Genomic DNA, 25,446 nt, shown 5'->3' on the forward strand with positions numbered 1-25,446 from the left:
GCCTGGAAAATGCAGCCTTTGTTTTTCGGCCCGGCGCTTGGATATTCAATAATCGAGGAGCAGAGTCATGAACCTGAATCGTTTTAAACGTTATCCGTTGACCTTCGGTCCTTCTCCCATCACGCCCTTGAAGCGTCTCAGTGAACATCTGGGGGGCAAGGTCGAGCTGTATGCCAAGCGTGAAGATTGCAACAGTGGCCTGGCCTTCGGCGGGAACAAGACACGCAAGCTCGAATACCTGGTTCCCGAAGCGCTCGAGCAAGGCTGCGATACCCTGGTCTCCATCGGTGGCATCCAGTCGAACCAGACCCGCCAAGTGGCCGCCGTGGCCGCTCACCTGGGCATGAAGTGTGTGCTGGTGCAGGAAAACTGGGTGAATTATTCCGATGCCGTGTATGACCGGGTGGGCAACATCGAGATGTCGCGCATCATGGGGGCAGACGTACGACTGGATGCCGCAGGGTTCGACATCGGCATTCGGCCCAGCTGGGAGAAGGCCATGGAAGACGTGGTTGCGCGCGGCGGCAAGCCGTTCCCGATCCCGGCGGGTTGTTCCGAGCATCCCTATGGCGGCCTCGGGTTCGTCGGCTTTGCCGAGGAGGTGCGCGAGCAGGAAAAACAACTGGGGTTCAAGTTCGACTACATCGTGGTCTGCTCTGTGACCGGCAGTACCCAGGCCGGCATGGTCGTCGGTTTCGCCGCGGACGGCCGTTCGAAGAACGTGATCGGCATTGATGCCTCGGCCAAGCCAGAGAAAACCAAGGCACAGATCCTGCGTATCGCCCGGCATACCGCGGAACTGGTGGAGTTGGGCCGCGAAATTACCGAAGAGGACGTGGTGCTCGATACCCGGTTTGCCTATCCGGAATACGGTTTGCCTAACGACGGTACGCTGGAAGCCATTCGCCTGTGCGGCAGTCTGGAAGGTGTGTTGACCGATCCGGTGTACGAGGGGAAATCCATGCACGGGATGATTGAAATGGTCCGCCGCGGCGAGTTCCCCGAAGGCTCGAAGGTGCTTTACGCGCACTTGGGCGGGGCGCCGGCGTTGAATGCCTACAGCTTCCTGTTCCGCAACGGCTGATTCACGCCAATGACCTGTAGGCGAGCGCTTGCTCACGAGGCGGTGGGTTAGTCGGCATTACTGTTGGATGTCACTGCCTCATCCTCGGATCGCCGCTCGGAGCAAGCTGCTGCAACCCGATCGCCGGGAGTACCGCCATGCGTGCCGTATCGACGCTCCGTCATTGCGGCGGTAGAGCAGGTCAAAAGCCTCGCCCGAGTGAGCCATTCGCGTCACCTTGAAGTGATACCCGACACCTGCAGGAGTTGCCTATGAACCTGTCCGATCTCCATGCCCAATGGCCGGTCCAGGCTGCCGAGGATGAAGAACTGGCCGAGTGGCGTGAGGCGTTGCTCTCGGTCGCAGCCCATGGCGGCACGGGCCGAGCCAAACAGATCCTCGACATGCTGTTGGCCGTGGCAAGCACTCCGGACATCGGCTGGCGGCCGAGCCATGGCACCCCATACATCAATACCATCAGCGTTGAGCAGCAACCGGTGTTTCCCGGCGATCTGGCCATCGAGGAGCGTCTGGCATCGATCATGCGCTGGAATGCCCTGGCGATGGTTGCCCGGGCCAATCACGCCTACGGCGAATTGGGTGGACACATCGCCAGTTATGCCAGCGCGGCGGATTTGTTTGAAGTGGGCTTCAACCATTTCTTCAAGGCGCGCACTCAAACCGGCGGCGGTGACCTGGTGTTCTACCAACCGCACTCGGCGCCAGGCGTCTATGCCCGGGCGTTCCTCGAGGGACGCCTGGAAGAAAAGGATCTGCAGCACTATCGGCAAGAGATCGGCGCGCGCGCCAATGGCGCCCGGGGGTTGTCGAGTTATCCGCACCCCTGGTTGATGCCGGACTTCTGGCAGTTCCCCACGGGCTCCATGGGGATCGGTCCGATCAGCTCGATCTACCAGGCGCGTTTCATGCGGTACCTGGAGCACCGCGGCCTGCAAGAGACCTCGGGGCGAACCGTCTGGGGCGTGTTTGGCGACGGTGAAATGGATGAGCCGGAAAGCATGTCGGCGTTGACCCTGGCGGCGCGCGAAGGGCTGGATAACCTGGTCTGGGTGATCAACTGCAACCTCCAGCGCCTGGACGGCCCGGTGCGTGGCAACGGTCGCATCATCGACGAGCTCGAGGCGTTGTTCGGCGGTGCGGGCTGGAACGTGATCAAGTTGGTGTGGGGTTCCGACTGGGACAGGTTATTTGCCCGGGATAAAGACGGCGCGTTGGTCCGGACCTTGTCGGCCACGGTCGATGGCCAGTTCCAGACGTTCGCGGCCAAGGATGGGCGCTTCAACCGCGAGCATTTCTTCGGCCAGGACGAAGCCCTGGCGCATTTGGCCCAAGACCTGACCGACGAGCAGATCGACCGGCTCAAACGCGGTGGTCATGACCTGGTGAAAATCTTTGCCGCGTATCAAAGCGCAATGCTCGAGGGCAAGAAACCTACGGTCATCCTGGCCCAGACCAAGAAGGGCTTCGGCATGGGCGACGCCGGGCAGGGCAAGATGACCGTGCACCAACAGAAGAAACTCGACAGTGAGGCATTGATCGCGTTCCGCAACCGTTTCAACCTGCCATTGACCGATGAACAGGCCACCTCACTGAGCTTCTTCAAACCGAGCGACGACAGCGCGGAAATGCGCTACCTGCATGCACGGCGCCAGGCGTTGGGCGGCTACATGCCGGCGCGACCTTCGGCCTGCGCGTCATTGGCCGTGCCCGACATAGACAGCTACGCCGGGTTTGCCATCGCCGCCCAAGGCAAGGAAATGTCCACCACCATGGCCTTCGTGCGGATGCTCAGCGGCTTGCTCCGGGACAAGCAACTGGGGCCACGCATCGTACCGATCGTGGCGGATGAGGCGCGTACGTTCGGCATGGCCAGCCTGTTCAAGCAGATCGGCATCTACTCCAGCGTGGGGCAGCGTTATGAGCCGGAAGACATTGGTTCGATCCTCAGTTATCGGGAAGCCCGGGACGGGCAGATTCTCGAAGAGGGCATCAGCGAGGCCGGCGCCATCAGTTCCTGGGTCGCAGCGGCGACCAGCTATTCGGTGCATGGCCTGCCGATGCTGCCGTTCTACATCTATTACTCGATGTTCGGTTTCCAGCGCATCGGCGACCTGATTTGGGCCGCGGCGGACCAGCGCGCTCGCGGGTTCCTGTTGGGGGCCACCGCGGGGCGCACAACCCTGGGTGGCGAAGGCTTGCAGCACCAGGACGGTAACAGTCACGTGATGGCGTCGATGGTGCCGAACTGTCGCGCCTATGATCCCGCGTTCGCGGGTGAATTTGCGGTGATCCTGGATCACGGCATGCGCCAGATGCTGGAGCGCCAGGTGGACGAGTTTTATTACGTCACCTTGATGAACGAAAACTACCCGCAGCCCAATCTTCCTGACGGTGTAGAACAGGCCGTTATCAAGGGCATGTACCTGTTTGCCCGGCATGAAGTCGAGGATGCGCGTGGACGTGTTCAGTTGTTGGGTTCCGGCGCCATCCTGCGCGAAGTGATTGCCGCCGCCGAGTTGCTGGCGAGCGATTGGGGGATCGACAGCCAGGTCTGGAGCGTTACCAGCTTCACTGAGTTGGCACGTGATGCTCGTGAAGTGGAGCGCTGGAATCGACTGCATCCTGGACAACCTGCCAAGCGCAGTCATGTTCAGGAACGCCTCCACGACTCGACGCCAATCATCGCTTGTACCGACTACGTTCGCGCCTTGCCGCAGTTGATCGCCAGCTACCTCGATGGCCATTACACCGTGCTCGGCACCGACGGGTTTGGCCGCAGCGATACCCGCAACCAACTGCGCAGGTTCTTCGAAGTGGACCGCCACCAGATCGTCCTGAGTGCACTGACCTCGCTGGTGCATGAGGGACGTCTGGACGTCAGCGTCTGTGCCGAGGCCATTGGACGCTACGCCATTGACGTTGACTCGATGGCCCCTTGGGACGCTTGAGGTCGGCTTCATCCTGTGGGTGCGAGCTTGCTCGCGAAGGCGGTGGGTCAGTCACAGGGATGTCGGCTTGCTGGCCCCATCGCGAGCAAGCTCGCTCCCACAGGTTTTTGTGTCGTGTGCAGATGCGGTGAACATCCGTAAACCCCTGTGGGAGCGAGCTTGCTCGCGATAGCGGTGGTTCAGCTACATAGAGGCTGGACGTGTGTCCTGCTCTTGCTTTGGACTTTGATCTCGACGCCCCGTTATCTCAACTGCTCTCGCCAACAGCCAGGATGGTCGCCACCAACGCCTGTGCGCGAGGCACCAGCGTGTCCAGTTCCAGATATTCACGATCAGTATGGACTTTGCCACCCACCGGCCCGAGGCCACACAGGGTCGGAATGCCCAGGCTGGCGGTGAATCCGGAGTCGGCACAACCGCCGGTGAACTCGCCTTCGACGCTGAAACCCAGCGCCAGCGCTTTTTGTTGGTAGATGTGCAACAGCCGTTCGCTGTGATGGGCTTCCATCGGTAGAAAGGTCGTCGCTTCCTTGAGGATGGCGTGGGTGCCGATCAGTTCTTCTTCGGCGACGATGGCCTGGATTGTGCTGAAGATCCGGTCCCAGTGCTTGAGTTCGATGAAGCGCACGTCCAGCCGCGCGGATGCGCTCGGCGCGACGGTGTTGCTGGAGGTGCCCCCGGACATCAGGCCCACATTAGTCGTGATGCCTGCCGGGTAGTCGGTCAAGGCATGGAACTTGATGATCTTGCGTGCCAGGGCCTCGATGGCGCTGGCGCCGTCGGCATGGTTGACCCCGGCATGCGCCGCGCGACCGAAGACTTCGACGACCAGCGTGGCACCGCCTTTGCGTGCGCTGACCACGTTACCGCTGGCCCGGCCGGGTTCGGTATTGAGCACGGCGCGGGCGGCACGGGCTGCCTGTTCGATATGGGGCCTGGCGCTGCCGGAGCCGATTTCTTCGTCACCGGTGTACAGGACCTGCACCGGATAGGGCAACTGGCCGGCGCGCTTGAGTGCCTTGAGCGCAAAGCAATTGAGCACCAGGCCGCCTTTCATGTCGGCGACGCCGGGGCCATGGGCGAGGTTGCCATCGCGGCTGTAGCTGCGCGTCGCGGTGGTGCCTTTGGGGAACACCGTGTCGCGATGGCCCAGCAGCAACACCGGCTTTCCCGGTTCGCCTGGCACTTCGGCGAGCATCACGTCGCCAAAACCATCGACCGGCATGCGCTTGAGCAGGATGCCGTCGGCTTCCAGTTCAGCCGCGAGCAGCGCCCCCACCGCGTCGACGCCCGCCTTGTCATAGCTGTTGGAGTCGGTGTCGACGATACGCTGCAGCAGCGTTTCCATGGCTTGGCGCTGGTCAGCAAGCCAGTCCAGCGCCTGTTGTGCCGTGGCATTCATTGCGCCTGCTCCCGCAACTGATGTTCCTGGGTCAGGCGTGCCGCGTCGTTGCCCAGGTCCCAGAACAGCCCGGCCATGATTTGCAGGCTTTCCTTGACCACCGGTGCCAGTAAATGCTCGTTCGGCGCATGTTGCGAGCAGGCCGGGTACGAGTGCGGCACCCACAAGGTTGGCAGGCCGAGCACGTCCGCGAACACATCGTTGGGCAGCGAGCCGCCGAGGTTTGGCAGCAGCGCAGGTTTTTTGCCGGTGGTCTGCGTCAAGGAACTGAGCGCCCAGTTGACCCACGGGCTTTGCGGGTCCAGCCGCGTGGCATGCATCACATCGATGCGACTTTGCTTGACCTCGACATTGCTGAAGCCATGGGCATCCAGGTGGGCGCGCACCGCCGGGATAAAGGTCGTGTAGTCGCTGTTCACCACGAAGCGGATATGGCAGTGGGCGTTGGCCTTGCCGGGGATCGCATGCACGGGGGCGTCCGGGTTGCCGGTCTTGAAGGCAATGACGTCGAGGGTGTTCCAGCCGAACACTTTTTCGCTCAGCGAAAGCTCTGGGTTACCCCAGTTGGCGTCGATTTCCGGGTCGCCCGGTCCGCCACCGACGTCAATATCGGCCAGCGCCTGGCGAACCGGCTCAGGCAGCGTCGCGGGCATCAGGCCCGCCACTTTCACCCGACCGTGTTCATCGACCATGCTCGCGATGGCATTGGCCAGGATGATGCCAGGGTTGGCCAGCAACCCGCCCCAGTTGCCAGAGTGATGAGCGCCTTCACGCAGATTGACCACCAGCTCGAAGTTGAACACCCCGCGTGAACCGAGAAAAATCGTCGGTCGTGACGCCGCCAGGCGCGGGCCGTCCGAGGCGATGAAAACATCCGCGGCGAGCTCTTTACTGTGGGCGGCACAGAATGCATTCAAGCCCGGCGAGCCTTCTTCTTCGCCCATTTCCAGCAGCAGTTTGACGTTGAACCCCAGCTTGCCGTCGCGAGCCTTGAGGGTTTGCTCCAGCGCGGTCAGGTTGATCAGGTGCTGGCCCTTGTTATCCGCCGTGCCGCGGCCGTACCAGCGATCGCCCTCGGCAATGACCTGCCACGGCGACAGCCCTTCACGCCATTGCGCTTCATAGCCGCGCACCACATCACCGTGGCCGTAGCTGAGCACGGTCGGCAGTTCCGGATGTTCGATGCGTGTGGCGATCATGAACGGGCCGCGCTCTGCCACCGGGTTGTCATAGATCTTGACGCTGAAGCCCATCGCCTCGACATGCGGGGTGATGAAGTCATGGAGGTAGCGATACAACTCGGGCCGGCTGTCCGTTGCCTGGCTTTCGGTGTGCAAGGCGACGCTACGTTCGAGCAGATTGAAAAATGCGCCGTTATCAAATTGCTCGGTGGTGTTGCTGATGGCCAGTGAACGACTCATGAGTGGACAAGCTCCAGTGTTTGGGCGGGATTGTCGTGAAGGTGGCAACGCACGTTGCCGCCGATAATCGAATCATTGGCCGGGTAGGCCGTTTTGCAGGGGGCGAAGCAGCTCGGGCAGCGTGGATGGAAGGCACAACCGGAGGGCGGTGACATCGGATTGGGGAAGGAGCCGCGCAGGCCGATTTCGGGAATGCCCAGGCGCGGATCGGGCGTGAGCACCGAATCCAGCAAGGCACGGGTATAAGGATGGCCGGGTTTGGCGAACAACGATTCGCGCGTGCGTTCCTCGACGATGCGCCCCAGGTACATCACCGCGACCCGGTCGGCGAGGTGTTCGATGACCGCCAGGTTGTGGCTGATCAGTAGATAGGTCAGGCCAAATTCGCGCTTGAGGTCTTGCAGCAGGTTGAGAATCTGCGCCTGCACCGAAACGTCCAGCGCCGATGTAGGTTCGTCGCAGATCAACACGTCAGGGCGCATGATCAACGCCCGGGCAATGGCCACCCGTTGCCGCTGGCCGCCGGACAGTTGGCTCGGATAGCTGTCGATGACCCGCTTGGGCAGGCCGACCACATCGAGCATCGCTTCGGTCTTCTTGCGCCGCTCGGCGGTGCTGCCAATGTCATGCACGATCAGCGGCAGGGTCACGATTTCCCGCAGCGTCTTGCGTGGGTTCAGCGAGGAATACGGGTCCTGGAATATCGGTTGGATGTGCCGGGACATTTCCTTGCGATCCGTCGCCGCCAGATGTTTGCCATTGACCAGCACATCGCCGCTGGTTGGCGGCAACAGACCGAGCAGCATCTTGGCCAGGGTACTTTTTCCGCAACCGGACTCACCTACCAAGCCGAGGGTCTCGCCACGCATCAGGCGCAGGGAAACTCCATCCACGGCTTTCAGGGTGGCGGCGGGTTTGAAGAAACCCTTGTTGATCCGAAACTCGCGACGGATGTCGCACAGCTCCAATGCAATGTCTTTTTTCATGAGCGTGCCCTCTCTTGAAGGCGAATCGGTGCCGGGGCCGGTGTGGCGAACAGGCAGCGGGCCATGTGGCCGTCCTGTTCGATTTCGGGGATGTCTTGCGCGCAGGCCGCTATCGCCTGGGCGCAACGATTGCGGAACGCACAACCTTGCTGTTCGCCCACCAGGCTCGGCACCAGGCCTGGAATCGAACCCAGCGCCTCACCCGGCTTGGTCCGGCCAGGGATTGGAATACTGGTCAGCAGACCACGGGTGTACGGATGCTGTGGGTTCTCGAACAGTTGCAGGGCAGGGGCGGTTTCGACGATTTCCCCGGCATACATCACCGCGACTCGATCGGCGATCCGTGCCACCAGCCCAAGGTCGTGGGTGATGAAGATCACCGCCAGGCCGAACTCTTTCTGGATGTCGCGGATCAAGCGCAGGATCTGCGCCTGGATGGTCACGTCCAGTGCCGTGGTGGGTTCATCGGCGATGATCAGGTCCGGCTCGCACATCAACGCCATGGCGATGATCACCCGCTGACGCAAACCGCCAGACAGTTGATGCGGGTACTGGCGCAAGCGTTCGGTGGCATTGCTGATACCGACTTTCTCCAGCATCTGCGCGGCGCGCGCCAGGGCATCCTTGCGTGACACCTTGCGATGCTGAGTCAGCACTTCGCTGAGCTGATCGCCAATGCTGTACGCCGGGTTCAGCGAGGTCATCGGTTCCTGGAAGATCATCGCCAGACGGTTGCCGCGCAGGTCGCACATGCGCCGCTCGCTCTGGCCGAGCATGTCGATGCCGTCCAGCGTCAGCCGGGACGCGGTGCGTTTGGCCTTGCGTGGCAACAGGTCCATCAGCGCCAGCGAGGTCAGGGATTTACCGCAGCCGGATTCGCCGACGATACACAGCATTTCACCGCGCTCGACTTCAAAATTCAGACCGCGCACGGCATGCAGCATGTCATCCGGCGTCGGACTGTTGCCCATGGGGATGTCCACGCGCAGGTTTTCAACATGGAGTAGTGCCATGTCCGGACTCCTCTAATCAGTTGCGGCCGTCGGGCAGGATCAGATCGCGCAGGCCGTCGCCGACCAGGTTGATGCCCAGCACCAGAATCATCAGGGCGACGCCGGGAATGGCGATGACCCACGGGGAAAAGAACATGTAGGGTTTGCCTTCGGCGATCATCAAACCCCAGGACGGCGTCGGCGGTTGCACGCCAACGCCGAGGAACGACAGGGCCGACTCCAGCAGGATCGCGTGGGCCATTTCCAGGGTCGCGACGACGATCAGCGCGCCGACCAGATTGGGCAGGATTTCACTGACCAGAATCCTCAGGGTCGAGCAGCCAAGCGCCTGGGCCGACGCGACATATTCAGCATCGCGAATCTGTTGCACCGAAGCCCTGACCACCACTGCGAAGCGATCCCATAACAGGCAACCCAGCAGCACGATGACCACTTTCAGTGAACCACCCATCAGCGAGGCCGAGGCCAGCGCGACCATCACCACCGGCATCGCCAGCCGGGTGGTGATCAGGTAGCTGATAAACGCATCGACCTTGCCGCCGTAATAACCCGCCAACAGCCCCATGACGGTGCCGATAAAGCCGGAAATCAGCGCCGCCGCGATGCCGATGAACAGCGAAATCCGTGCGCCGTAGAGCAAGCGCGACAGGTAGTCACGGCCCAGCTTGTCGGTGCCGAGGATGTATTCCCAGGTGCCGTTGGCCATCCATACCGGCGGTTTCATGCGCAGCATCACGTCTTGCGCATAAGGGTCGTAGGGGGCCAGCCACGGGGCGAACAGTGCACCGGCGAAGATGATCAGCAACAACACCGCGCCGATGGCGAAACCACGGTGACGAAAGCTCTTGCCAAGGACTCGGCTCAGGCTGCTCGGGGGTGGCAGGTAGTCATTGATCGCGAGGGTCGTGGGGGTGCTCATGTAAGCCTCCTAGCGCACGCGGATGCGCGGGTCGAGCAGTGCGTTGAGCACATCGGCCAGCAAGGTGAGGATGATGTAGATCACCGCAATCAGCAGGACCACGGCCTGTACCACCGGAAAGTCGTCACGGGCGATGGCGCCCCAGGCGAGTTGTCCGATGCCTTGCAGGGAGAACACGGTTTCGATCACCACCGAACCGCCGAGCATGAAGCCGAACTCCACCGCCGCCAGCGCGACGACCGGAATCAAGGCGTTGCGCAGTGCGTGCTTGAACAGCACGCGGGCAGGGCGCAGGCCCTTGGCGCGGGCGGTGCGGATGTAATCGGAATTGAGCACGTCAAGCATGCCGGCGCGGGTCAGGCGCATGATGGCCGGCGTCGCGTAGTAGCCCAAGGCGATGGCCGGCATGACGAAGTGCAGCAGGGTCGAGTTGCCGGACACCGGCAGCCACTTGAGCGTCACCGCGAACACCACGATCAACATCAGCGCAAACCAGAAACTGGGCATGGCCTGACCCAGCACCGCGATGCTCAAGGCCAGTCGGTCAACCCAGGTGTCGCGCTTGACCGCCGCCAGCACCCCCAGTGGAATCGCCACCAGCAAAGCGATGCCCAGCGCCAGGGCACCTAACCCGAGGGTAATCGGCAAGCGGCTGACGACGAGGTTGTAGACCGACTCCTGAAAGAAAAACGAGTTACCCAGGTCCAGCCGCAGTAAATCGCCCAGCCAGTTGAAGTACTGGGTCGGTAGCGGTTTGTTCAAACCGTATTGCACGCGGATCTGTTCGATCTGTTCGCTGGTGGCTTCCGGTCCGCCAATGGCCGTGGCCAGGTCGCCGGACAGGTGCAACAGAGAGAAGCTGATCACCGACACGGTAATGGCCACGCAAATAGCGATGCCCAGACGGCGCAGAAGGAATCCAAGCATGGCAAGTTTCCTCATATCCAATGGATGACAGGTGTCAGGTGGTGTCCGTGGTGCGGCTTAGCCCGCAAGCCACGGCACCTCTGGATCAATCCGCTCGGTGCGGATTATTTCCAACTGGACTGAACGAAACGCGGCAGCTCGTCCGGGTACGGCGTGAACGCGAGGTCGGCGGTGTAGGCGTAGTTCATCGAGTAGTTGAACAGCGGCGCCCAGTACGCCTGTTCGCTGATGCGCTGCAACGCCTTGCGGTAGTTGTCCTGGCGCACTTGCGGGTCGAGGGCGTTGTCAGCGGTCTGCAGCCAGCCCTGGACTTGCGGATCCTTGATGTTGTCGTCCGGATTGCCCTTGAACCAGGTGCCGGCCGACGCCGAGGTGTCGAGGATCGAGAACGAGCCCCAGGCCTGAAACGACATGGGCACCTTGCCGCCACGTTGCTGATCGCGCAGGGCGGCGTACTTCAAGACGCGCAGCTTGGCGTTGATGCCCACGGCGCGCAGGTTGCCGATGATGGCTTCGACGTAGTCACGGTCGCGATAAGCGAAGATTTCGGTCTCGAAGCCATTTGGGTAACCGGCTTCGGCAAGCAGCGCCCTGGCCTTGGCCGGGTCATAGTCGTAGACCGTCGCCGCGCTGGTATCGCAGCCGAACTGGCCTGGATAGCAGGCAACCTGCAAGGGTTTGGCTTCGCCACCCACCAATTGCGTGGCCAGCGCATTGCGGTTGATCGCATGGTTGATGGCCTGACGCACCTTGAGGTTCTTCATTGGCGAGTTTTCAGTGGAGGTGCCCCGGGCATCAAGAATCAGGAAGCCGATGCGCATGGTTTCACCGCTGGTCACGGTCAGGCTCTGCATGCCTTTAAGGTCGACTGCCTGATCCGGGGTCACACGCCAAGTCCAGTCGACACCGTCGGTCATCAACTCGGCCAGGCGGGTTTCTGCATCCGGGATCACCCGGAACTTGAGATGGCCGATATGGGGCTTGCCTTGTGGGCTGTCCGGGAAGTAGTCCTTGTTGATTTCCATGGTCACGCCTTCGCCAGCCACCACCGACACGGCTTTATACGGCCCGGTCCCGATTGGCTTGCGACTGAATTCGGCGAGGCCGACCTTCTCGAAATACTGCTTGGGGAACATCGGAACGGCGTTGGACAGGTATTCCAGTGCCGGAGGGAAAGGCTTCTTCAAATGCAGGCGGACGCTGTAGTCACCGGTTTTCTCGGCGCTCTTGATCCAGTCTACGTTTTGCACGGTAACGACTTTCGCTTCGGGCGACACCACGTAGTTGAGGGTGAACACCACGTCGTCGGCGGTGAAGGCGTCGCCGTTGTGAAATTTGACGCCTTTGCGCAGCTCAAAGTCGATGGTGGTGTCGTCGACCTGTTTCCAGCCAGTGGCCAACATGGGTTGGTATTGGCCGCTTTTGGGATCGCGATAGACCAGGTTGTCCCAGATCAGCCGGCCGAGAATCACGCCTTCGCGTAAATCGTTGTGATAGGGGCTGATGTTTTCAGGCTCGCTGTCGGAAGCGTAAACCAGGGTGTCGTTGGCTTTACCGGCATGAGCCGGAAAACTGCTGATGAGGCCCATCAGCGCAATACTGCAGGCGAAACCTTTGATGCCCATGCCGTCGTCTCCGTTGGCGAGAGTGGTTGAATCAAAGGGCAGCGAATCGCAAACGCGCAAAGGAGAAGAAAAAAATCAGGCGGTATTTTTTTTGATCTGGACTCGAATGTAGGGAAAGGCTATCAATGCCACAAGAATAATATTTCGATACTTTCTTTGCCGAAAAGGCAAACCTGGGGGGCGCCGATGCAGCTGTATGGTGTGCAGTCCACGGCACTGCGCTATTTTCTTGAAGTAGCGCGATGCGGATCGATCAGCGAAGCCTCGGTACGGCTGAATGTTGCGGCGTCAGCGGTGAGCCGACAGATTGCCAAGCTTGAATTGGCCTTGGATGCCAGCCTGTTCGAGCGCCGTGCCCGGGGCATGGTGCTGAGCGAGGCGGGGACGCGACTGGCGGCTTATGCGCGCAAGTCGCAGCTTGAGGCCGAGCAGGTGGTGCTGGAAATTACCGAGCTGCATGGCTTGCAACGCGGTCATGTGCATGTGGCCTGCTCGGAAGGATTTGCACTGGAATACATGCCCAGCAGCATTAGCGCGTTCCGGCGTGAGTATCAGGGCATTCATTTCACATTGGAGGTCTGTGCGCCTGCGGAGGCGACTGAGAAGGTGCGCTCCGGCGAAGCCGATCTGGCGATGACCTTCAGCCTGACGCCGCAAAAGGAAATCAAGGTCGAACATGTCCTGGGCGGGGCGATTTTTGCCGTGGTCTCCAATGCCCATCCCTTGGCCGGGCGTGAAGCGGTCAGCCTCGCCGAGTTGCAACCCTGGCCCATTGCGCTGCCCAAGGCCGACACCACGATACGACAACTGTTCGACATCTGTTGCGGTGTACAAGGCTTGTTGTTCGACCCGGTGTTGACCACGAATTATGTTGCCTCGCTCTACAGCTTCGTCCGCGAAGAGGGCGGTATCAGCCTGGCCAGCGAAATGACCTTGCACAAGCAGGTGGCGGACAAGGCACTGCAATGCTTGCCGATCCTCGATGAAGGCATGCAGGCACGGCGCATCGAACTGCAAAGCATGGCGGGACGCAATTTACCGGCGGCGGTTTCTGCGTTCAGGGATTTTTTGATTGCTGGGTTGGCGAAAGCGAAGCGTCGTTGAAAAGACGAGGTCACTCGACGTTTTGCATTTTGGGTTTCTTGGGTTTGGAATATCGATAACGGTTGGAGCTCAGTTGGAAGCATCGCCAAAATGCGCAGTCTTTAAAAAAGCTACGACCCCCCGTAATGCTGCCGATGGCGACGACGAGTGCACGTCAGCACTCGTTGTAAAGGGCATGGTTTCGCTGTTTTCAGCGTCGCGCAGACAGCTGTTGTGGCGCCAAAAACGCATCGTGGAAATAGTTACGAAACGCCTGCATCGCCGGGCTGAATTCGCGCTCGCGATGCCAGGCCAGTCCGACACTCATCGGCGTCACTTCGTCGGTGACTGTCAGGGTTTCGATGCGTTTTCCTTCCAATGACCAGGGGCGGTGCACCAAGTCCGAGAGAATTGCCACGCCGCTGCCATTGGCGACCATGCTGCGCACCGCTTCGACTGAACTGGTACGCACCCGCACGTTTGGCTGTTGATGCGCATGTTCCCAGTAGCGCATGGCGCTTTGTTCGGCTTCGTCGACGGTCAGCAGGATGTAGGGTTCTTTCGCGACGTCGGCCAGGCTGACCGCCGAGCGTTCGCACAACGGATGGCGGCTGGGCAGCCATAACCGCCGTTCGGAGTTGAAGAGAATCTCTGAAACGATGTCCGGGTGCGTGAGGTTGGCGGTGAGCACCACGGCCATATCGAAACGACCTTCCAACAAGCCTTGCTCAATGGCTTGCCGTTCCTGTTCATGGACTTCAATCGCCACGTCCGGATGCCAGTGTTCCAGGCGCTGCAAGTGGTGCGGGAGGAAATAGCCGATCACGGTGTAGCTCGCCGCCAAGCGCAACACGCCGCTGGCGCGGATGTCCGGCAACGGGCTGTTCAACGCGTCATCGACGCTGCGCAAAATCACGTAGGCCCGATTCAAAAAGTGCCGTCCGGCGTCGGTCAGGCTCATGCCCTGGGCCGAGCGCTGGAACAACAGCGTGCCAAGGATGCCTTCCAGTTCCTTGATCGCCGTGGTCACCGCCGACTGGGAAATATTCAGATGAATCGCGGCTTGAGAGATTTGCCCGATCTCGGCGGTGGCGACGAAATAGCGGACTTGGCGAAGGGTCAGGGACACGAGCACTCCAGGTGACGAGGTATCTGTTTTTCAGAAGATGGCCTATCTGATAATAGATCTTCCCAAGGGGTTGGGAGGAATCTAACTTGGCTTTCACGAAGTCACAAGCGTTGGGAGCAAGTGTCATGCAGGCAGTAGACTTCAACTCGGACATGGGCGAAGGCTTTGGCCCCTGGACCATCGGCGATGGCGTCGACAATGAGCTGATGGGCTTTATCAGTTCGGCCAACATCGCCACCGGTTTTCATGCCGGCGACCCCAGCACCATGCGCCGTACCGTCGAGCAGGCCAAGCGCCTGGGCGTGGCTATCGGCGCGCATCCGGGGTTTCGCGACCTGGTTGGTTTTGGCCGTCGGCACATCAATGCGCCGGCCCAGGAACTGGTCGACGACATGCTCTATCAGTTGGGCGCCCTGCGTGAACTCGCCCGGGTTCAAGGCGTGGCCCTGCAACACATCAAACCCCACGGCGCGCTCTACATGCACCTGGCCCGAGACGAAGAGGCCGCGCGTTTGCTGGTGGAAAACCTCCAGCGCCTGGAGCCGGAGTTGCTGTTGTATTGCATGCCCGATTCGGTGATCTGGCGGGTTGCCACGGAACTTGGCCAACCGGTGATCCGCGAGTTCTACGCCGATCGCGAATACGACCTCAGCGGCTCCATCGTCTTCACCCGCAACGTGCGGGCCTACGACCCGGCCCACGTCGCCGAGCGAGTGCTGCGTGCTTGCCAACAAGGCGTAGTGCGCACCGTCGAGGGCGAAGACCTGGCGATTGAGTTCGATTCGATCTGTTTGCACAGCGACACGCCGGGCGCCCTGGCGTTGGTCGAAGCCACGCGTGATGCACTGGGTGGCGCGGGCATAGAGGTCCGAGCACCGCGCTGAGAGCGAACGAAAACACCTGGCACACAGACGCCAGGGTTTGCCCACCGATTCACTTTTTGCCTGCCTTTCTATAACTATTCCAAGAGGAACAGACATGGCTGAACACACTGTAATCACCCCATTGCCGGGGACCTTCTACCGCAAAGCCTCTCCGGAATCGGCGAACTTTGTCGAGGTCGGCGCGCAGGTCAGCGCCGACACGGTCATTGGCCTGATCGAGGTCATGAAGCAGTTCTCCGAACTGACCGCCGGGACGGCTGGTCGCCTCAGTGCCTTCTTGGTGGAAGACGGTGATCCGGTGGAGCCGGGTCAAGTCGTCGCAACACTCGACGACGAGTGAGGGGGCGATCATGACCCAAGCCATTCATAAACTGCTGGTCGCCAACCGTGGCGAGATTGCCGTGCGGATTATCCGCGCCGCCAAAGAACTGGGCATTCCCACCGTTGCTGCGTGCAGCACGGCGGACGTCGATTCCCAGGCCGCGCGCATGGCCGATGAGGTGCACATTCTTGGCCCGGCCCGTACCGACAAAAGTTACCTGAACGTCGAGGCCTTGCTCGGCGCCTTGAAAGCCACGGGCGCCAACGCGGTGCATCCCGGTTACGGCTTTCTGTCGGAGAACGCCGATTTCGCCGAAGCGGTGGTGGCTGCCGGCGCCATATTCGTCGGCCCGAGCGCGGAGACCATCCGGCGCATGGGCGATAAAGCCGAGGCACGGCGTACCGCACAAGCCAATGGCGTGCCGGTGGTGCCGGGTTCGCCGGGTGAACTGTTCGACCTCGAGTCGGCGCTGCAGGCCGCTCAATCCGTTGGCTTCCCGTTGTTGATCAAAGCTTCGGCCGGTGGCGGCGGGCGCGGTATTCGACTGGCGGAAAACGCCGAGCAACTGAGCGAAGAATTTCCCCGTTCCCAGCGCGAAGCTCAAGCGGCGTTTGGCAATGGCGCGGTGTATCTGGAGCGATTTATCAGTCGGGCTCGGCATATTGAAGTGCAGGTGTTGGGCGACGGTCAGCACGCGGTGCATTTGTTTGAGCGCGAATGTTCGCTGCAACGGCGCCGACAGAAAATCTTCGAAGAAGCGCCGTCGCCAGTCCTCAGCCAACTGCAACGGGAAACCCTCTGCGAAAGCGCCGTGCGCCTGACCGAATCGTTGGGCTACAAGGGCGCCGGCACCCTGGAATACCTGTATGACGACGCCACTGGCGAGTTCTTCTTTATCGAGATGAACACGCGGATTCAGGTGGAGCATCCGGTCAGCGAACTGATCACCGGCATCGACCTGGTCCAGGCCATGTTGCGCATCGCTGGCGGCGAGCCGCTGGGCTTCAAGCAAAGTGACATCCGACTCAACGGCGCCGCCCTGCAAATGCGCCTGAACGCTGAGGACCCGGCGCGGGATTTCTTCCCGAGTCCAGGCCTGGTCGAGAAACTGATCTGGCCGAACGGCGAGGGCATTCGCGTCGATACGCATCTGTATCAAGGCTACCGTGTGCCGCCGTACTATGACTCGCTGCTGGCCAAACTGATTATCCACGGTGCGGATCGCGCCGAAGCCCTGGCCCGAGCGCGAATGGCGGTGGCGCACACCACGCTCACCGGCATGGCCAACACCTTGGCGTTGCACGGTGAATTGCTGGAACAACCGTGGCTGCACAGCGCCGACTTTCACACCGGCACTCTGGAAACCTGGCTGGCCGAGCGCCGCAGCGGAGGTGAAGCATGAGTACTCCCATCCGCTACAGCTTTGGCGCCGATGAGCATTTGTTTGCCGAAGTCAGCGACAGCATGTCCCTGGACGCGTTCTTCAAAGGCTTGGCCGTCACCCGTGCCGTGGAACAGCAGGCGCTGGATGGCGTGCTCGATATCTGCCTGGCCAACGCGTCATTCCAGATTCGTTTCGACCCGGATCGCATCGCCCCTCACGCCTTGCTCGAAGCGGTAAAAATCGCCGAGGCCGGGGCCGTTGCCGAGCGCACGTTGCAGACGCGGATTATCGAGATTCCGGTGCTCTACAACGATCCCTGGACCCACGAAACCCTGATGCGTTTTCGCGACCGCCATCAAGACCCGAGCGCCACGGACCTGGAGTACGCCGCACGAATCAACGGTCTGGCCGATGTCGATGCATTCATCGCGGCCCACAGTGGCGCGCCGTGGTTTGTCTCGATGGTTGGCTTCGTTGCCGGGCTGCCGTTCATGTTCCAGATGGTCGAGCGCGAGCGCCAGTTGCAGGTGCCCAAGTACCTGCGCCCGCGCACCGACACACCGAAATTGACCCTTGGTCACGGCGGTTGCTTTGGTTGCATTTACTCGGTGCGTGGCGCCGGCGGTTATCAGATGTTTGGCGTCACCCCCGCGCCAATCTATGACCCGCAACAGAACCTCGCGTACCTGAAAGAACACATGGTGTTTTTCCGTCCAGGCGACATCGTGCAGTTCAAACCGATGGACCGTGAAGCCTACGACCACGCAGTGGCCGAAGTGGAAGCCGGTTGCTTTGATCTGCGGATTCGGCCGGTGGAGTTTTCGCTGGACGCGTTCCTCGCCGATCCCGTTGGCTATCCCAAGTCGTTGCAGGAGGTGTTGGCATGATCAAGGTCCTCAAACCCGGCCTCGCCACTTCGGTACAAGACCTGGGCCGCGAAGGGTATTACCACTTGGGCATTCCGCCGTCCGGCGCGCTTGATCAATACGCCTTGAGCGCGGCCAATCAATTGGTCGGCAACCCGGCAGGTTCGGCGGCGCTGGAATGCACGCTGCTCGGGCCTGAGTTGGAGTTTCAGCAGGATGCATTGGTAGCGGTCAGCGGCGCGCACATGACGCCACGGGTCGATGGCGTGGAAATGCACCACGACACCGCGTTCACCGTGAAGGCCGGGCAAGTGCTGCGCTTTGACTTTCCCAAGGCGGGTGCCCGCGCTTATGTGGCAGTGGCGGGCGGCATTGATGTGCCGGTGGTGCTCGGCAGTCGCTCCACCTATGCGCTCGGCGCACTCGGCGGTTTTCAGGGGCGACGCCTGATGGCAGGCGACGAATTGCCAGTGGGCGTCGCCAGTGGCAAGAGCCGCGCCGGGGCCAGTTTGCCCATGGCGTTACGGCAATCATTGGGGGGCGAAATCACCCTGCGGGTGGTGCCCGGTTTGTACTACCACCGCTTGACCGAATCGGCGGCCAAGAGCTTCTTCGCCGAGCCGTGGACGGTCGGTTCGGAGGCCGACCGCATCGGCTATCGCTTCAAGGGTGGCAGCGCGCTGGGCTTCCAGCCCCGGGAGCAGCCGTTTGGCGCCGGTTCCGATCCGTCGAACATCGTCGACAGTTGCTACCCGATCGGCTCGATCCAGGTGCCCGCCGGGCTCGAGCCCATCGTGCTGCACCGTGATGCGGTGTCCGGTGGTGGCTACGCGATGATTGGCACGGTAATCAGCGCCGACCTCGATTTGATCGGCCAGATGCAACCCAACCAGAAGGCCCGCTTTGTCGCGGTAACCCTCGAAGAGGCGCTGCAAGCGCGACGTTCCTATAAGAAAAAACTCAGCTGCCTGAGCAAGCTGTTCCCTTCCTGATTCTGCCCGCCGTCTAGCGCGGGCCATGCCAAACGGTACGCCAACGCCGCACTTCGGTGCGGTGACGGCTGCCCGCGCTTCAACCTTTGACTGGTTTTGGAGTTCACGCATATGGCTGCTTTATCGCAATCGAGTCAAACCGGGCAAGACCCGGTGCATCATCCTGTTCCCACCGAAGCGCGCATGGGTCGACTGTCCCTGACCATGGCCTGGTGGGCGGTGTGCAGTGCGATGTTTTACATCGTGGTGGGTGCTTCATTGGCGTTGTCGTTCGGTGCGCGCAATGCGCTGATCGGCATGGTCCTGTCGGTGATCAGTTATGGACTGGTCAACAGCGTGCTCAGCCGCTTTGCGATTCGCAGCGGTCTGTCGGTGGCGTTGTTTTCACGGCTGTTGTTCGGCAGCACCGGGGCGTGCCTGGCGACGTTGATTTTCTTCTCGACCGCGATCTATTACGCAGTGTTCGAAGGTTCGGTGATCGCCGTCGCGCTCAATCACCTGTACCCGGAACTGGTCTATCCGCTGGCGGCATTGGTAGTGGTGCTCTACAGCGTGCCAATGATCCTGGGCAGCGTGCAGCACTGGCTGGACAAGCTCAATGGCGTATTGCTGCCGGTGTACCTCGGTGGTTTGCTGGTGGCGGTGGGCCTATCGATCAGCCGTTATGGCTACCAGCCGCAATGGCTGGATTTCGGCCCGGCAACGCCTGATGCATTCGGCTGGTGGGATTGTTTTGTCGCCTACATGGGCGTCTGGGTGTTGATGCTGTTCACCTTCGACTATGCGCGTTTCGGCAAGCCTGAAGACGCCGAGTACCACGGTCGCTGGAACTTCGGCATGCCGTTCTACGCAGTGACATTTCTGCTCAACGGCGCGGCGGGCATTTACCTGGTCAGCAGCATTCCCCACGAAGGCGCGCTGAACGAAGTCTCGGTAGTGATGGCGATTTTGCAGTTGATGGGCCTGTGGGGATTGCTGTTTGTCTGGGCCACACAAACCCGGATCAACACCGCCAACTATTATTTGGCGACCCTGAACATGCAGGCGTTTTTCGGTCGATTTGGCCTTCGCGGTTCGTACCTGATGTGGGCAGTGGCGGTGGGGGTGATCGTCTACGGTTTGATGCTCGCGGACGTGTTTGCCTACATCCTCAAGGCGTTGGCCTATCAGGGGATCTTCGTGGTGGCCTGGGTGGGTGTGGCGTTGGCGCAGATTGTCTACGGACGCAGTGACGTGGCAGCGCTCGAGCGGATGGTCGCGTTTAACCCGGTGGGCTTGACGGCCTGGTTTGGCGCCACCGCATTGGGTCTTGCATTGATGTTTTCCGGCGGCGGCCTGAGCAGCTTTTCCGCGCCATCCACCGTGATAGTTGCGTTTGCCTTGCAAGCAGGCTTGTCCCATCGAAGCCGGTTGCGGATGCGGTTGGCAGAGTAGAGTTTTGCGGTCACTCATCCCATGCCTGCTCGCTCTAACAAGGTAGAGCGGGTAATGGGAGGCTCATTGCGAATTCGGTGATGGGTTTCTAGTGGCTGCTTCTGGGCGAGGTGGGATGTTGGTGGGTGGGCCTGTCGCAACCCGAGCCGAAGTGCTATGGAGCGCCGATGGCGCTGAACCCCCGTATTCACTGGATTTCAGGCACAAAAAAAGACGTCCGTGGACGTGCCGGGGTAATCTGAACTGATCGGGTATCTAGCTGATTTCACAAGATAAATTCAGTTGGATTGTTTTTGTTGGAATACTTTATGGAATACCTTTGCTCAAGGGGACATCTGTGTAACCAATGATGACTCGAATGGCATTCCTTGTGAAAAACTAGTTTTGTGTCTCCGTAGCCTGAATAGGCCTGCGCAACGGCAATTGGGTAACAGAGCGTAAATGGCACAGTCGTCGACGTTCGACTTCGTCCGCTCACGGCCAGAAGCGGACAGTGATACTAATAAGTAAATCGCTCCATTTTTTTCATCTCTAAACTCATCGCTCCCCTGTAGAGCTCGAGCCAAAATGCAAAATGGCAGCTAGAATTCGTTTTTGAGTCCGTGTAGTTACGGGCTGAGCAAGGAGTGCAGTGCATGTTTAACGCCGCTAAATCAGAGTCTGAAGTTATTGCTGAACTTATTAAGCTCACATCTCAACCTGGTTACGTACACGCGCTAGCATTAATCTGTCATCGCGATACAGGGGTTGCCTTCCAAGACGAGTACAAAGCCTCTGACATGGAACACTTGTACTCTTCTAGCAGACTCAACAGAAACGAAATCACAACACTACTAGGTCTGATGGTTCGCCAACCTCTTGAACTGTCGATTCCCGATAACGAAACCTTGATTAATTACATATCACGTACTGATGCTCTCATGCAAGAGCTGCATAACAGCATGTCCTTCCCAATGCTTGATTCGATGCTAAAAGAAGCCAAAGGCGGTACCGAGACTCCTAAACTTTGGCATGGTGCAGCTATGCGCGAGCCAATTTTTTATTGCGCCGAGTCAGCTTATAGCTTTCAGTACCGAGATTTCTTTTTAGAGAAACATGCTCCTGACGACGAGTGGCTATTGAATCACAAAGGATTCGATAGCACCCAGGCGCGCACTATCGCGAATTCAATGTGCTCAATGATTGATAGCAGAGCTACCGCTTTGTATCGGAGTATTCATGAAGCGAGAGTGCAGCCTGAAAAATACTTATCCTTGTTTGAGTTCACACCACGCGAAGTCTCAGAGCGCAGCAAGCAGTCAATCGATACAGTCAATGCTTTTTTTAATGCCTTAACGCTTCAAGGCAACAACCATAGCTTCCAGGAAATTGGAGACTTTAACGCAGTAACAGCCACGCCGCTTATTCCCACTGATCGCGGCACGGTACTACTATTTCTGCACTATTCGCTCTATGAGGCCTTATACGAGTCTCCTTTCTTTTGGATGTTAGCGGACGAAACGTACAAGCAAACGGCGCTAGATCATCGCGGCGACTTCACTGAAAACTTTTCTTACCGCCGATTACAATCAGTTTTTGGCAAAGCAAATGTTCATAAAAATGTAAATTTACTCAAAGGCAAAAAGGTCATTGGGGAAGCCGATGTCCTAGTAATTTATGGTGATCGACTAATCATCGTTCAAGCCAAATCCAAGAAGCTTACGCTGGCAGCCAGAAAGGGCAGCGACGGTCAGCTGAAAAAAGACTTTGCAGCAGCCATAGAAAAAGCAAATGAGCAAGCTTGGGAGTGTGCTACTGCTATGGTTGATGGTGACTGCATCCTTGAAGTGGATACAGGGCATGAAATCGCACTACCAAAATCAATCAAAGAGATATTTCCATTTTGCGTAGTGTCTGACCACTATCCAGCACTCGCCTTTCAAGCAAATGAGCTCTTAAAATACCAAACGACCGATGTTATTCAGCGACCTCTTGTAATGGACGTTTTTCTCCTAGACGTTCTTACTGAAATGCTTAGCTCACCTCTATACCTGCTTAGTTATCTCCGTCATCGGGCGACAGTTAAAGAAAATATCTGGGTTAGTCACGAGCTGACAGCATTGGCATTTCACCTTAAGCGTAATCTTTTGCTGGAGCCAGATGTGACAATGATGATGTTGCACGATGACATCGCTAGTGAACTAGATGCTGCCATGACGGTTAGGAGAGAAGGATTTCCTGGAGCTGCGACACCTTCTGGAATACTGACAAAGATGCAAGGGTCGCTTTACGAGAAGCTAATCTCACAGATTGAGAAGCGCCCTGAACCAGCGATCCTAGCTCTAGGCTTCTTACTGTTGTCTCTACACGAAGACTCCTGTCGCAATGTGCATGAAGCTCTGCAGTATGTCACGACCAAAACGAAAGCAGATAGAGCCAATCATAACGTGGCACTTGGGATAACTGAAAAAACTACTGGCATATGCATTCACTGCAATTACAAGCCCAGCCTACAAGCTGTTAAAACTCTTGATGCGCATTGTCACAAGCGCAAATATTCGTTCAAAGCTCAGAGCTGGTATGGGATTTCCGTCGATCCGAGCGGAGAGTTGCAATTTGGTGTGACCCTGGACTTCCCTTGGGCTCACTCCGAAGATATGGATATTTTAGTTCAAGGCATGAAATCTGCAGGCACAATCAATCAAGCAACAAAGATATTAAAGAAAAATACCCGCCCACAAAAGCTAGGCCGTAATGATCCGTGCTCATGTGGTAGCGGAAAGAAATTCAAAAAGTGCTGTATGTTCTAACTCTAAACCGTTCAATAAAAGCTATGTATTCATCTATTGCCACCATTCAAGATGCTCTATCCAAGTTTCAACTTGGAATTACCGGCACTGGTGCGTGCGCCACCCTGTACAAGAAATCTGGCTTAGAATAATCGGGGCAGGTCACGGTATTGATGCTGGCGGTGTTAATCCTAGGGCAGACTCAGCTGGCAGCACATGAGTGCTCTTGGCCGATTGCTGCCCGCCACGAACGGCAGAAATCGGTCAGAAGCGGACATTCGCAGCGTATTAAACGCCTGTTCCGGAGAGTTGTCGTTTTGCAGCCAACACCTCTACTCACCTTCGATTACCAGCTAAGCGCCCTGCTCAGTCTTGCAGCGACTCGTGACAGCGCTGCCATGGTGTGCCAAGGCGGCTACTAGTAGCCGATGTTCAGCGTGTTGCCGCGCCGGTTCTATCTGGCCTCGTGCAATGGTGGAATGCTGGAGAGTGCAGCCTGCAAAAAGCCTTTGCGAAGGTGTGGCCGGGCTGGAATGCCCAGCTGGCGATACTCACTGAGTAACTTCTACACCCCCTAGACCCAGCAAGGCTGAGCGCCTCTTCAAATCATAGGTAGTCTTCATAGACGCGCGTTTGATAGGTCAGGCTTTTCAACAACTGAGGATCAAACGACAGTTGGAAAAGGCTGTTTGGCAAGCGCTGCGGTGACTCGATCACGCTTGCCGATATCCGCCCTGTGTTCGCATCGCGCCAGGTCGCGCTAAGCCGATGTCCCCCTGGAACAGTTTCAACCCTCAACCACACCTGGCCACGCACGTCGCTGGCGGCGACGGCACCCTGTTGCGTCAGCAGGCGGTCCTTGTCTCGAAGCGTTAGTTGCAGCGTCACCAGTTCGTAACCTTGGTCATTGACCTGGAAGAACGAGACCACCCTGGCCAACCAATCAGGTGAAAGTGGCCGATGTCGGATAATCGCACCAATCACGCTTGGCTCATTGAGCCAGCGGCCGGGCTCAACCAGCGCTGCGTAGCCTCCATCCAACTCAAGCGCCAAGCGTCTGGAACCTAACAGATCAGTCAGGCGAATGCCTGCCCCCAGCAGCACACTATCAGCGATCAGGGCGCTGATATCCTCCAGCGGCAACTCACCGGTGCTTGGCAAGATTTCACCCAGGCCTGCCACCAGTCCCAAAAAATCGGACTGCCACAGCTCTGGCTTTGTCTGGCGCAGGAACTGTGCATATTCGTTCACCGCCACATAAGACCCTGTCTCCTGCGCGATATAGAGCGCCAGCTGGGAACGATAATAACGGTCCACCTTGCCCACATTGGCTCGGGCGAACTCCAAGGCCATAGGATCTTCGAACAGTCTGAGGTTATCGAATGCCAGCATTTTCATAGACCAAACGTTATCTACGTCAGCGACGAGGGTGCGCGAGAACGGTAGGAAAGCTCGGTCGAATTTCAGGCGCTCCAGCAACAAAACCCGCTTGTGCTGGCTCAAAGACGACTCGTTCACCAGTTGGGCAAGGGCTTTACCGGTTGGATCCTCCATCCAGGTCGGCGCGAACAGCCCACGACTTCGGGTAATGATGGTCAACGCGTCGGAGAACTGCCCGACATCCGATGAGGGATCCTGAAGGATCGCGAGTAGACGCTGCCGCTCAGCTTCCGTCAGAGACAATGAACCATTGCGCCCACCCACACGCTCACGGGCGAAACGCACCATGTAGGCGTCTAGCAGCGCTTGGGTGCGCATTGCATCAAGCGCCTTGCTTTCATCGCTATCACCGTCCTCGAAGCGCAACCACCGATCAACCTTGTTCGTGAAGGTGTTCGTCAAACTGTCGGCAAGGTTCTTGTAGCCAAAGAATGCTCCCACGGCCAATGCCAGGGTGATGAAGGTTCCGACTGCGAGTATCCACTGCTTGATGTGATGAAGAATCGACAGTGTCTTCTCAATGGCCCGCTCGGAGATCTTAGCCTCGGCATTGCCGATCTGGCTCTGGACTTCGTGGAGCAGAAGAGCGCTGGACGACTTGAGCTCTTGCAATTCCAGGTGGAGGGCCCGGTTTTGCTCAAGCGCCTCGGCACGCAGTTGCGCCGCTGCCTTATCTAGGTGCAGGGAAATGAGATCCTTGGTAGCAGACAACAGCATTCTTCCTTATATATTCGGAGCGACCAATAATTCCATATCCACCGCGTTATTGACATCCTATAACCAGCAGCAGTTATTCAGTGCCACCGGGTGAGTGAATCG

At 58.9% G+C, this 25,446-nt stretch carries 19 protein-coding genes; 10 read left to right on the forward strand and 9 right to left on the reverse strand.

Annotated elements, in window-relative coordinates:
* Window positions 1-67 precede the first annotated feature (67 nt).
* On the forward strand, window positions 68-1,084 hold the full coding sequence (locus tag LOY70_RS03775) for a 1-aminocyclopropane-1-carboxylate deaminase (RefSeq protein WP_123342874.1): 1,017 nt from the start codon (window positions 68-70) through the stop codon (window positions 1,082-1,084).
* Window positions 1,085-1,335: 251 nt separating this feature from the next.
* A complete protein-coding gene (gene mdeB / locus LOY70_RS03780; protein WP_265033443.1) occupies window positions 1,336-4,032 on the forward strand; it encodes an alpha-ketoglutarate dehydrogenase in 2,697 nt (898 codons plus the stop codon).
* A 247-nt stretch (window positions 4,033-4,279) separates the two neighbouring features.
* Here mdeB and LOY70_RS03785 read toward each other — a convergent pair whose 3' ends face one another.
* The 7 genes from LOY70_RS03785 to LOY70_RS03815 form a co-directional block, all read right to left on the reverse strand.
* A complete protein-coding gene (locus LOY70_RS03785) occupies window positions 4,280-5,434 on the reverse strand; it encodes a M20 family metallopeptidase (protein ID WP_265033445.1) in 1,155 nt (384 codons plus the stop codon).
* Entirely contained in the window at window positions 5,431-6,855 is a 1,425-nt protein-coding gene (locus LOY70_RS03790) for a M20 family metallopeptidase (RefSeq protein WP_265033446.1), read from the reverse strand. Before LOY70_RS03790 ends, LOY70_RS03785 begins: the two co-directional genes overlap by 4 nt.
* Window positions 6,852-7,841: an ABC transporter ATP-binding protein gene (locus LOY70_RS03795; RefSeq protein WP_265033448.1), complete on the reverse strand. Its 990-nt coding sequence runs from the start codon at window positions 7,839-7,841 to the stop codon at window positions 6,852-6,854. The genes LOY70_RS03790 and LOY70_RS03795 overlap by 4 nt, the downstream gene beginning before the upstream one ends.
* Window positions 7,838-8,854, reverse strand: a complete 1,017-nt coding sequence (locus tag LOY70_RS03800; protein ID WP_265033450.1) for an ABC transporter ATP-binding protein — start codon at window positions 8,852-8,854, stop codon at window positions 7,838-7,840. The genes LOY70_RS03795 and LOY70_RS03800 overlap by 4 nt, the downstream gene beginning before the upstream one ends.
* Before the next feature lie 16 nt (window positions 8,855-8,870).
* Window positions 8,871-9,773 carry an ABC transporter permease gene (locus LOY70_RS03805; protein WP_092344584.1) on the reverse strand — a complete coding sequence of 301 codons (903 nt, stop codon included), beginning with the start codon at window positions 9,771-9,773 and terminating at the stop codon, window positions 8,871-8,873.
* A gap of 9 nt (window positions 9,774-9,782) precedes the next feature.
* Window positions 9,783-10,700, reverse strand: coding sequence for an ABC transporter permease (locus tag LOY70_RS03810; RefSeq protein WP_265033453.1), 918 nt, complete (start codon window positions 10,698-10,700; stop codon window positions 9,783-9,785).
* Window positions 10,701-10,804: 104 nt separating this feature from the next.
* Complete coding sequence (locus LOY70_RS03815; RefSeq protein ID WP_265033455.1) at window positions 10,805-12,325, reverse strand: ABC transporter substrate-binding protein; 1,521 nt, start codon at window positions 12,323-12,325, stop codon at window positions 10,805-10,807.
* Between the two features lie 186 nt (window positions 12,326-12,511).
* On the opposite strand from LOY70_RS03815, the gene LOY70_RS03820 reads away from it, so the two are divergent.
* A complete protein-coding gene (locus LOY70_RS03820) occupies window positions 12,512-13,429 on the forward strand; it encodes a LysR family transcriptional regulator (protein ID WP_265033457.1) in 918 nt (305 codons plus the stop codon).
* A 190-nt stretch (window positions 13,430-13,619) separates the two neighbouring features.
* Here LOY70_RS03820 and LOY70_RS03825 read toward each other — a convergent pair whose 3' ends face one another.
* Entirely contained in the window at window positions 13,620-14,537 is a 918-nt protein-coding gene (locus LOY70_RS03825) for a LysR family transcriptional regulator (RefSeq protein ID WP_123416380.1), read from the reverse strand.
* A gap of 125 nt (window positions 14,538-14,662) precedes the next feature.
* Here LOY70_RS03825 and LOY70_RS03830 point away from each other — a divergent pair, with 125 nt between their 5' ends.
* The 7 genes from LOY70_RS03830 to LOY70_RS03860 all read left to right on the forward strand — a co-directional run bounded on the left by LOY70_RS03830 (window position 14,663) and on the right by LOY70_RS03860 (window position 23,208).
* A complete protein-coding gene (locus tag LOY70_RS03830) occupies window positions 14,663-15,421 on the forward strand; it encodes a 5-oxoprolinase subunit PxpA (RefSeq protein ID WP_123342860.1) in 759 nt (252 codons plus the stop codon).
* Window positions 15,422-15,515: 94 nt separating this feature from the next.
* Window positions 15,516-15,761, forward strand: coding sequence for an acetyl-CoA carboxylase (locus tag LOY70_RS03835; RefSeq protein ID WP_092474930.1), 246 nt, complete (start codon window positions 15,516-15,518; stop codon window positions 15,759-15,761).
* Between the two features lie 10 nt (window positions 15,762-15,771).
* Window positions 15,772-17,145 (forward strand): acetyl-CoA carboxylase biotin carboxylase subunit, encoded by a 1,374-nt coding sequence (locus LOY70_RS03840; protein ID WP_265033462.1) that lies wholly within the window; start codon window positions 15,772-15,774, stop codon window positions 17,143-17,145.
* On the forward strand, window positions 17,142-18,014 hold the full coding sequence (locus tag LOY70_RS03845) for a 5-oxoprolinase subunit B family protein (protein WP_092173235.1): 873 nt from the start codon (window positions 17,142-17,144) through the stop codon (window positions 18,012-18,014). Before LOY70_RS03840 ends, LOY70_RS03845 begins: the two co-directional genes overlap by 4 nt.
* Window positions 18,011-18,985, forward strand: a complete 975-nt coding sequence (locus tag LOY70_RS03850; protein WP_265033465.1) for a biotin-dependent carboxyltransferase family protein — start codon at window positions 18,011-18,013, stop codon at window positions 18,983-18,985. Before LOY70_RS03845 ends, LOY70_RS03850 begins: the two co-directional genes overlap by 4 nt.
* Before the next feature lie 111 nt (window positions 18,986-19,096).
* Window positions 19,097-20,419: a purine-cytosine permease family protein gene (locus LOY70_RS03855; protein WP_265033467.1), complete on the forward strand. Its 1,323-nt coding sequence runs from the start codon at window positions 19,097-19,099 to the stop codon at window positions 20,417-20,419.
* A 635-nt stretch (window positions 20,420-21,054) separates the two neighbouring features.
* Window positions 21,055-23,208, forward strand: coding sequence for an SEC-C metal-binding domain-containing protein (locus tag LOY70_RS03860; RefSeq protein WP_265033469.1), 2,154 nt, complete (start codon window positions 21,055-21,057; stop codon window positions 23,206-23,208).
* 585 nt (window positions 23,209-23,793) lie between these two features.
* On the opposite strand, the gene LOY70_RS03865 is transcribed toward LOY70_RS03860, so the two are convergent.
* Window positions 23,794-25,338, reverse strand: a complete 1,545-nt coding sequence (locus tag LOY70_RS03865) for a hypothetical protein (protein WP_265033471.1) — start codon at window positions 25,336-25,338, stop codon at window positions 23,794-23,796.
* Window positions 25,339-25,446: the final 108 nt, after the last annotated feature.

Origin of the sequence: Pseudomonas sp. B21-054 (genome assembly GCF_026016345.1) — a bacterium.
Taxonomy (GTDB): Bacteria; Pseudomonadota; Gammaproteobacteria; order Pseudomonadales; family Pseudomonadaceae; genus Aquipseudomonas.

What these genes read in the sequence shown, in the direction of transcription:
- LOY70_RS03795 (WP_265033448.1), bottom strand. Translation starts at nt 7,841, where the DNA reads ATGAAAAAAGACATTGCATTGGAGCTGTGCGACATCCGTCGCGAGTTT.
- LOY70_RS03800 (WP_265033450.1), bottom strand. Translation starts at nt 8,854, where the DNA reads ATGGCACTACTCCATGTTGAAAACCTGCGCGTGGACATCCCCATGGGC.
- LOY70_RS03785 (WP_265033445.1), bottom strand. Translation starts at nt 5,434, where the DNA reads ATGAATGCCACGGCACAACAGGCGCTGGACTGGCTTGCTGACCAGCGC.
- LOY70_RS03860 (WP_265033469.1), top strand. Translation starts at nt 21,055, where the DNA reads ATGTTTAACGCCGCTAAATCAGAGTCTGAAGTTATTGCTGAACTTATT.
- LOY70_RS03805 (WP_092344584.1), bottom strand. Translation starts at nt 9,773, where the DNA reads ATGAGCACCCCCACGACCCTCGCGATCAATGACTACCTGCCACCCCCG.
- LOY70_RS03840 (WP_265033462.1), top strand. Translation starts at nt 15,772, where the DNA reads ATGACCCAAGCCATTCATAAACTGCTGGTCGCCAACCGTGGCGAGATT.
- LOY70_RS03815 (WP_265033455.1), bottom strand. Translation starts at nt 12,325, where the DNA reads ATGGGCATCAAAGGTTTCGCCTGCAGTATTGCGCTGATGGGCCTCATC.
- LOY70_RS03835 (WP_092474930.1), top strand. Translation starts at nt 15,516, where the DNA reads ATGGCTGAACACACTGTAATCACCCCATTGCCGGGGACCTTCTACCGC.
- LOY70_RS03790 (WP_265033446.1), bottom strand. Translation starts at nt 6,855, where the DNA reads ATGAGTCGTTCACTGGCCATCAGCAACACCACCGAGCAATTTGATAAC.
- LOY70_RS03820 (WP_265033457.1), top strand. Translation starts at nt 12,512, where the DNA reads ATGCAGCTGTATGGTGTGCAGTCCACGGCACTGCGCTATTTTCTTGAA.
- LOY70_RS03855 (WP_265033467.1), top strand. Translation starts at nt 19,097, where the DNA reads ATGGCTGCTTTATCGCAATCGAGTCAAACCGGGCAAGACCCGGTGCAT.
- LOY70_RS03810 (WP_265033453.1), bottom strand. Translation starts at nt 10,700, where the DNA reads ATGCTTGGATTCCTTCTGCGCCGTCTGGGCATCGCTATTTGCGTGGCC.
- LOY70_RS03775 (WP_123342874.1), top strand. Translation starts at nt 68, where the DNA reads ATGAACCTGAATCGTTTTAAACGTTATCCGTTGACCTTCGGTCCTTCT.
- LOY70_RS03850 (WP_265033465.1), top strand. Translation starts at nt 18,011, where the DNA reads ATGATCAAGGTCCTCAAACCCGGCCTCGCCACTTCGGTACAAGACCTG.
- LOY70_RS03830 (WP_123342860.1), top strand. Translation starts at nt 14,663, where the DNA reads ATGCAGGCAGTAGACTTCAACTCGGACATGGGCGAAGGCTTTGGCCCC.
- mdeB (WP_265033443.1), top strand. Translation starts at nt 1,336, where the DNA reads ATGAACCTGTCCGATCTCCATGCCCAATGGCCGGTCCAGGCTGCCGAG.
- LOY70_RS03845 (WP_092173235.1), top strand. Translation starts at nt 17,142, where the DNA reads ATGAGTACTCCCATCCGCTACAGCTTTGGCGCCGATGAGCATTTGTTT.